The organism is uncultured Streptococcus sp. (assembly GCF_902463925.1).
In the GTDB taxonomy this organism is placed as follows: domain Bacteria; phylum Bacillota; class Bacilli; order Lactobacillales; family Streptococcaceae; genus Streptococcus.
This window is the reverse complement of record NZ_CABQHE010000022.1, coordinates 1-5,745: the sequence shown is the minus strand read 5'-3', so window position 1 is coordinate 5,745 and position 5,745 is coordinate 1. Positions and strand designations below refer to the sequence as shown.

Sequence of the window (5,745 nt, the reverse complement as noted above, 5' to 3'; positions counted from 1 at the left end):
CAGGTCCTCTCTAGATGTTAGCTTTTCGCCCACTACAGTTGACAAAAAGCCTCTTTTTACAAGATATTTTCGTAAGTTTCACGAACAGCATCTGGCCAAACTGAAGTTTGAACCTCACCGATATGTTTCTTACGTAGCAAGAACATAGCCATACGTGATTGACCAATACCACCACCAATTGTTAGTGGGAATAGGCCATGTAACAAGGCTTGGTGCCAATCCAATTTCAAACGATCTTGGTCGCCAGTAATTTCAACCTGACGTTTAAGTGCATCTTCATCAACACGAATCCCCATTGATGATAACTCAAAAGCATGTCCTAATTGCTCATTCCAAACCAAAATATCTCCATTCAAACCATGATAACCGTTCTCAGACTCAGTTGTCCAGTCATCATAGTCAGGTGCACGACCATCATGCGGTTTCCCGTCAGGAAGAACACCACCAATACCAATCAAGAATACAGCACCATATTCTTTAGTAATAGCATCTTCACGCTCTTTTGGTGTCAAATCAGGGTACTTCTCAACAAGCTCTTCTGAATGGATGAAGGTAATTTTCTTAGGTAAGACGGCTTCAATATCGTAACGTGCCTCAACAGCAAGCTCAGTCAAACGAATGACTTTGTAGATTGTCTCGACGGTTTCCTTCAAATATGCAATATTACGATGTCCATCAGGAATAACCTTTTCCCAATCCCATTGGTCAACATAAACAGAGTGCGTTGCATCCAATGAATCTTCATCTGGACGAAGAGCCTTCATATTAACCACAAGCCCTTCACCTTCATTAAAACCAAAACGAGCCAAAGTGTGGCGTTTCCATTTTGCTAATGAGTGAACAACTTCGTATGTCGCGTCAGGAATCTGAAGTACATTAACAGTTACAGGATTTTCAATACCACTTAAATTATCCTGCATACCATCCCCGACCTTACTCAAAATAGGCCCTTGCACTTCAACGACGTCAAGTTTATCAATTAAATACCGTGTGAAAGTATTTTTTACAAAAGAAATTTCCTTTTGTTGATGAATGAAGCTCTTCTTCATACGCTCCTCCTTTAAAAAATCGATAAGACTATTATACTCCTATTTTTTAAAAAAATAAAGAAATTTTCCAACAATTTTGAAAATTTTTTGTTTATCATGTTAGTTTTTATTACATTTCTTAGTCAGCTTTACAACTGCTTCTGTCCGAGCAGTATGAGGAAACATATCTACTGACTGAATATAGTTTACATCATATACCTTAGCTAAAGAAACCAAATCTCTAGCCAAAGCAGAAACATTACATGAGACATAAACCATTTTTTTAGGAGTATATTCCAGTATAGTTTTGAGTAACTTATCATCCAAACCCGTTCTCGGTGGATCTACAATAAGAGCATCTGCTCGATAACCTTCCTTGTACCAACGTGGAATGATATCTTCTGCTTTCCCCACCTCATAGTGAGCATTCTCCAGTCCAAGCGACTCAGCATTTTTTCTAGCATCTTCGATAGCTTCTGCAATAATGTCCATACCCCGAATGGTGCTCACTTTTTTTGCAAAAGCAAGTCCAATAGTACCAACACCACAATAAGCATCAATAAGGTGTTCATCCTTATCCACTTCCAAAGCTTCAACGGCCTGACCATAGAGCACTTCAGTTTGCTTAGGGTTCAACTGGTAAAAGGCACGAGGAGAAAGTGCGAAGTTATAGTCCAGCACCTCTTCTTGGATTGTATCTTGACCCCAGATAATTTCCGTCTCTTGGCCATAAATCTCACTGGATTTCGAATAGTTATAATTGATAGCAACTGTTACAATTTCAGGATAACTTAAAGTTAACTCCTTCACCAACTTAGTCAAAGAAACAGACTTAGATATTACAAAAATTAGCTGGACCTGATTAGACCCTAAAGCACGTCGTATCATAACTGTGCGAACCCCGGAAATTTTGCGCTCATTATAAATCGGTAACTTGTATTTATCTAGCAAATTTGTAACTTTATTCATAATCGCTTGCGTTAACTCATCTTGAACCAAACAATCATCAATATTGATTAGTCGATGACTTCCTTCCGCAAATAAGCCTGCTTTAACTGAGCCACCAAAAGAACGTGTTTGAAATTGTAGTTTAGCACGATAATGTTGTGGTTGCTCCATCCCAATTGTTGGACGAATCTCATAAGACTCAAAATTAGCCGGTTTGAACTTTTTCAAGGCTTGTCCTAACAGATCCGTTTTAAACTCCAATTGTTTATCATAACGAAGATGCATCAACTGGCAACCACCACACTCTTCATAGACACCACATTCAGGTTCAACACGAAACTTGGAAGCTTTATTAATCTTTAATAGTTTTGCCTGAACAAAGTTTCTCTTAACCGAAACAATCTGACAAAATACCTCTTCCCCCTTCAAAGCTCCAGGAACAAAAACCAGTGTTTTTTTATAAAAACCAATGCCCTCACCATTGATCCCCATGCGTTTAATCTTAAGAGGGATACGTTGTTTCACTTGTAAATTCATACTACCATTCTAACATTTTGATATAATAATAACTATGAAAATCACAAAAATCGAGAAGAAAAAAAAACTCTATCTCGTCGAGATAGACCAAAAAGAAAGTCTCTATGTTACAGAAGACACCGTCGTCAAGTACATGTTAACAAAAGAAAAGACACTAAGTAAAAATCAGCTAGAAGATATTAAAAACTTTGCGCAGTTCTCACATGGTAAAAATCTGGCCCTCTATTTTATTTCCTTTAAACAACGTACTGAAAAAGAAGTAAGAGATTATCTTTTTAAACATGAAATAAATCCACATATAATTCCCCAAATCATTGATAATCTAAAGAAAGACCATTGGATTGATGATTATAAACTCCTAGAAAGCCTAGCTCTCCAGAATTTAAATTCCGGAGATAAAGGTGCCTATGCCTTGAAGCAAAAATGGCTACAAAAAGGCTGTGAGAAACAAGTCATTGACGAGGTATTAACCCAGTTTGATTTCTCGGAAGTAGCAATTAAAGTAGCTTCAAAATTATTACGAAAATATCAAGGAAAATTGCCAACCAAATCTCTAAAGGATAAATTGACTCAGAACCTCATTAATAAAGGTTTTGCATTCCAAGAAAGTAAGCAAGCTATTGACCAACTAGAACTAGAAGCCGATGAAGAAAATGAACAAACTCTCCTTTATAAAGAAATAGAAAAGCAATATCAAAAATTTAGTAAAAAATACGACGGTTATGAACTCAAGCAACGCCTAACACAATCTTTGGCCCGAAAAGGTTATGACTTTAATGCTATAGCCTCCGCTCTAAGAGAATATTTCTAGGAATTTCCCCTCTTTTCTCAAAATTATGATACAATAATGAAGATAACCCTTATTGTAGAAAGAGGACGCCATGAAATTACCAAAAGAAGGCGACTTTATCACAATTCAAAGTTATAAGCATGATGGTAGATTGCACCGTACTTGGCGCGATACTATGGTACTAAAGACAACTGAGAATGCTGTTATTGGCGTTAACGATCACACCCTCGTTACTGAATCAGACGGAAGACGATGGGTAACACGTGAACCTGCTATTGTTTATTTCCACAAAAAATACTGGTTTAATATTATAGCCATGATTAGGGATAACGGCATTTCCTACTACTGCAATTTAGCCAGTCCCTATGTTTTGGACCAAGAAGCGCTAAAATATATTGACTATGACCTAGATGTTAAAGTCTTCGCTGATGGTGAAAAAAAATTGCTAGATGTAGATGAGTATGAAACACATAAAAAAGAAATGCATTACTCTCCTGATATTGACTATATCTTAAAGGAACATGTTAAAATCTTAGTAGATTGGATTAACAATGGTAAGGGGCCATTTTCACAATCTTATGTTAACATCTGGTACAAACGTTATCTTGAACTAAGGAATCGTTAAAGTTGTCATAAAAAAGACTAGTAATAAAACTAGTCTTTTTTTGCAGAAAAAACTAATGCTTCGGAGTCTAAATCCATATTTAGAATATAACGCCCATCATCTACTTGAACAAGATATCCTAATAGTTCTAAAGCATCAACAAAAATATTCCTCCTCTTTTGAAGAGCGTACTCCTTTCTTACAAATTTTAGAAGAAATGTTGTGACATGCTTTAAGAAATATTCAGGATTAAGATCACCTAATAAGTTATATAATCTATTCTGCTCTTCCGATAATGGGAGATTTTCTCTTAATTTATAGAAATAATTTGAAATCGTAAGTTCGTCTCTCTTGATACTCGTTTGTTCGATAATAACAACTTCATTAGTAGAATTACTTATCTCAGTAACAAATCTACGATTTAATAGTTCTAAATAACAAGTAGAGTCATCGTTAATAAAAAAATGCTGATCTAAGTCAATTGTAGAAGAATCAGACACTAGATTAATTAATAGACGGTAACGCTTCTCAAGTCGTTCAATATAGCCTGCTTTTACAAACTCCTCAATTAATTTATCGATATTCTTTTGAAAAGGAAACTGCCTTTTTATTGCTCTCAGGGTCACAGGCTGATTAAGATATAGATAATTCACTATTTCCATAAAAAAAGGTTGCTTACATAGTTTGTTCGGGTTAAATTGTATTATCATAACAAGTATTATACCATTAATCATCACACTAAAAAAAGGCCTACAGCCCCTTTTTTACGCATTAAAGCTTTCAGTCAATTGAGGAACAACTTGCTTCTTACGAGAAACTGCTCCCTCAAGAAAAGCATGATTATTTTCCAAAACAAAATTGAAAGCAGCTTCAACCTTATCAGTATTTGAACCAAGTGCAAGAATTTCTGAATTTGAATTAAGAATATCAGTAATCATTAAAACAAAGTCGGAGTATCCATTGCTTTTAATTGAGTCAGTAATAGCTTCTTCGATTTCCTCTTGACGAGAAAGAACATCGGCAATATCAACTGTATTAACTTGTGCAACACGAACTTGATTGCCATTCAATTCAAATGTTTTTGCATCAATATCAATAAGTTCCTCAGCAGATTTAGAAGAAAGATTAGTACCAGCTTTAAGCATAGCAAGTCCATATTCTTCCAAATTAACACCAGCAATTTCTGCAAGTTCAGCTGCTACTGCCGGGTCTGAAGCATGGGTAGTTGGAGATTTAAGAAGAAGAGTATCAGAAATCAAACCTGACAAGAGCAAACCAGCGACATCTTTAGGAACTTCAACATTGTTTTCTTTAAACATGCGATAAACAATCGAAGAAGCTGAGCCTACAGGTTCTAAACGCATCATTAATGGATTAGCTGTCTCAAAGTTAGCCACACGGTGGTGATCCACTACTTCAATAACTTCTACTTCCTTAATATCTGAAATAGATTGTTGAAACTCATTATGGTCAGTAAGAATAACTTGATTGACACCCTCTGACTGTGCTGACTCAACAACACGAGGAGCATCTACTGAAAAATAGTCAAGTACAAAAGCAGTCTCTTCATTTGGAGTACCCAAAGCAACAGCCTCAGCATCAACACCAAGTTGACGTTTCAAATAAGCGTATCCATAAGAAGAACCAATAGCATCAGAATCAGGATTTTGGTGACCAAACACAAAAACTTTAGACATATATTCACCTCAAAAATAATATTATATTATATTATAACATATAAGAAAAAGAAACAAAACAAAAAGAGTAACCTAAGTTACTCAAGTATAGTCCGTACGGGATTCGAACCCGTGTTACCGCCGTGAAAAGGCGGTGTCTTA

General features: G+C 35.9%; 6 protein-coding genes. 2 read left to right on the top strand and 4 right to left on the bottom strand.

All coding sequences use genetic code 11. The annotated features are described in order from the left end of the window. Window positions 1-56 precede the first annotated feature (56 nt). Both asnA and rlmD read right to left on the bottom strand, forming a co-directional pair. Entirely contained in the window at window positions 57-1,049 is a 993-nt protein-coding gene (gene asnA, locus RDY04_RS09455; protein WP_003095518.1) for an aspartate--ammonia ligase, read from the bottom strand. Window positions 1,050-1,148: 99 nt separating this feature from the next. Further along, window positions 1,149-2,513, bottom strand: coding sequence for a 23S rRNA (uracil(1939)-C(5))-methyltransferase RlmD (gene rlmD, locus RDY04_RS09450; protein WP_303953502.1), 1,365 nt, complete (start codon window positions 2,511-2,513; stop codon window positions 1,149-1,151). A gap of 34 nt (window positions 2,514-2,547) precedes the next feature. Between rlmD and recX the strand changes: the two genes are divergently transcribed. Both recX and RDY04_RS09440 read left to right on the top strand, forming a co-directional pair. Continuing rightward, the gene (recX, locus tag RDY04_RS09445; RefSeq protein WP_303953505.1) at window positions 2,548-3,324 is read left to right on the top strand and encodes a recombination regulator RecX; all 777 of its coding nucleotides are present in this window, start codon (window positions 2,548-2,550) and stop codon (window positions 3,322-3,324) included. 70 nt (window positions 3,325-3,394) lie between these two features. Continuing rightward, the gene (locus RDY04_RS09440; RefSeq protein ID WP_303953508.1) at window positions 3,395-3,928 is read left to right on the top strand and encodes a DUF402 domain-containing protein; all 534 of its coding nucleotides are present in this window, start codon (window positions 3,395-3,397) and stop codon (window positions 3,926-3,928) included. A gap of 29 nt (window positions 3,929-3,957) precedes the next feature. On the opposite strand, the gene RDY04_RS09435 is transcribed toward RDY04_RS09440, so the two are convergent. Further along, complete coding sequence (locus tag RDY04_RS09435; RefSeq protein WP_303953510.1) at window positions 3,958-4,617, bottom strand: DUF1803 domain-containing protein; 660 nt, start codon at window positions 4,615-4,617, stop codon at window positions 3,958-3,960. Window positions 4,618-4,671: 54 nt separating this feature from the next. Then, window positions 4,672-5,604: a manganese-dependent inorganic pyrophosphatase gene (locus RDY04_RS09430; RefSeq protein ID WP_303953512.1), complete on the bottom strand. Its 933-nt coding sequence runs from the start codon at window positions 5,602-5,604 to the stop codon at window positions 4,672-4,674. Window positions 5,605-5,745: the final 141 nt, after the last annotated feature.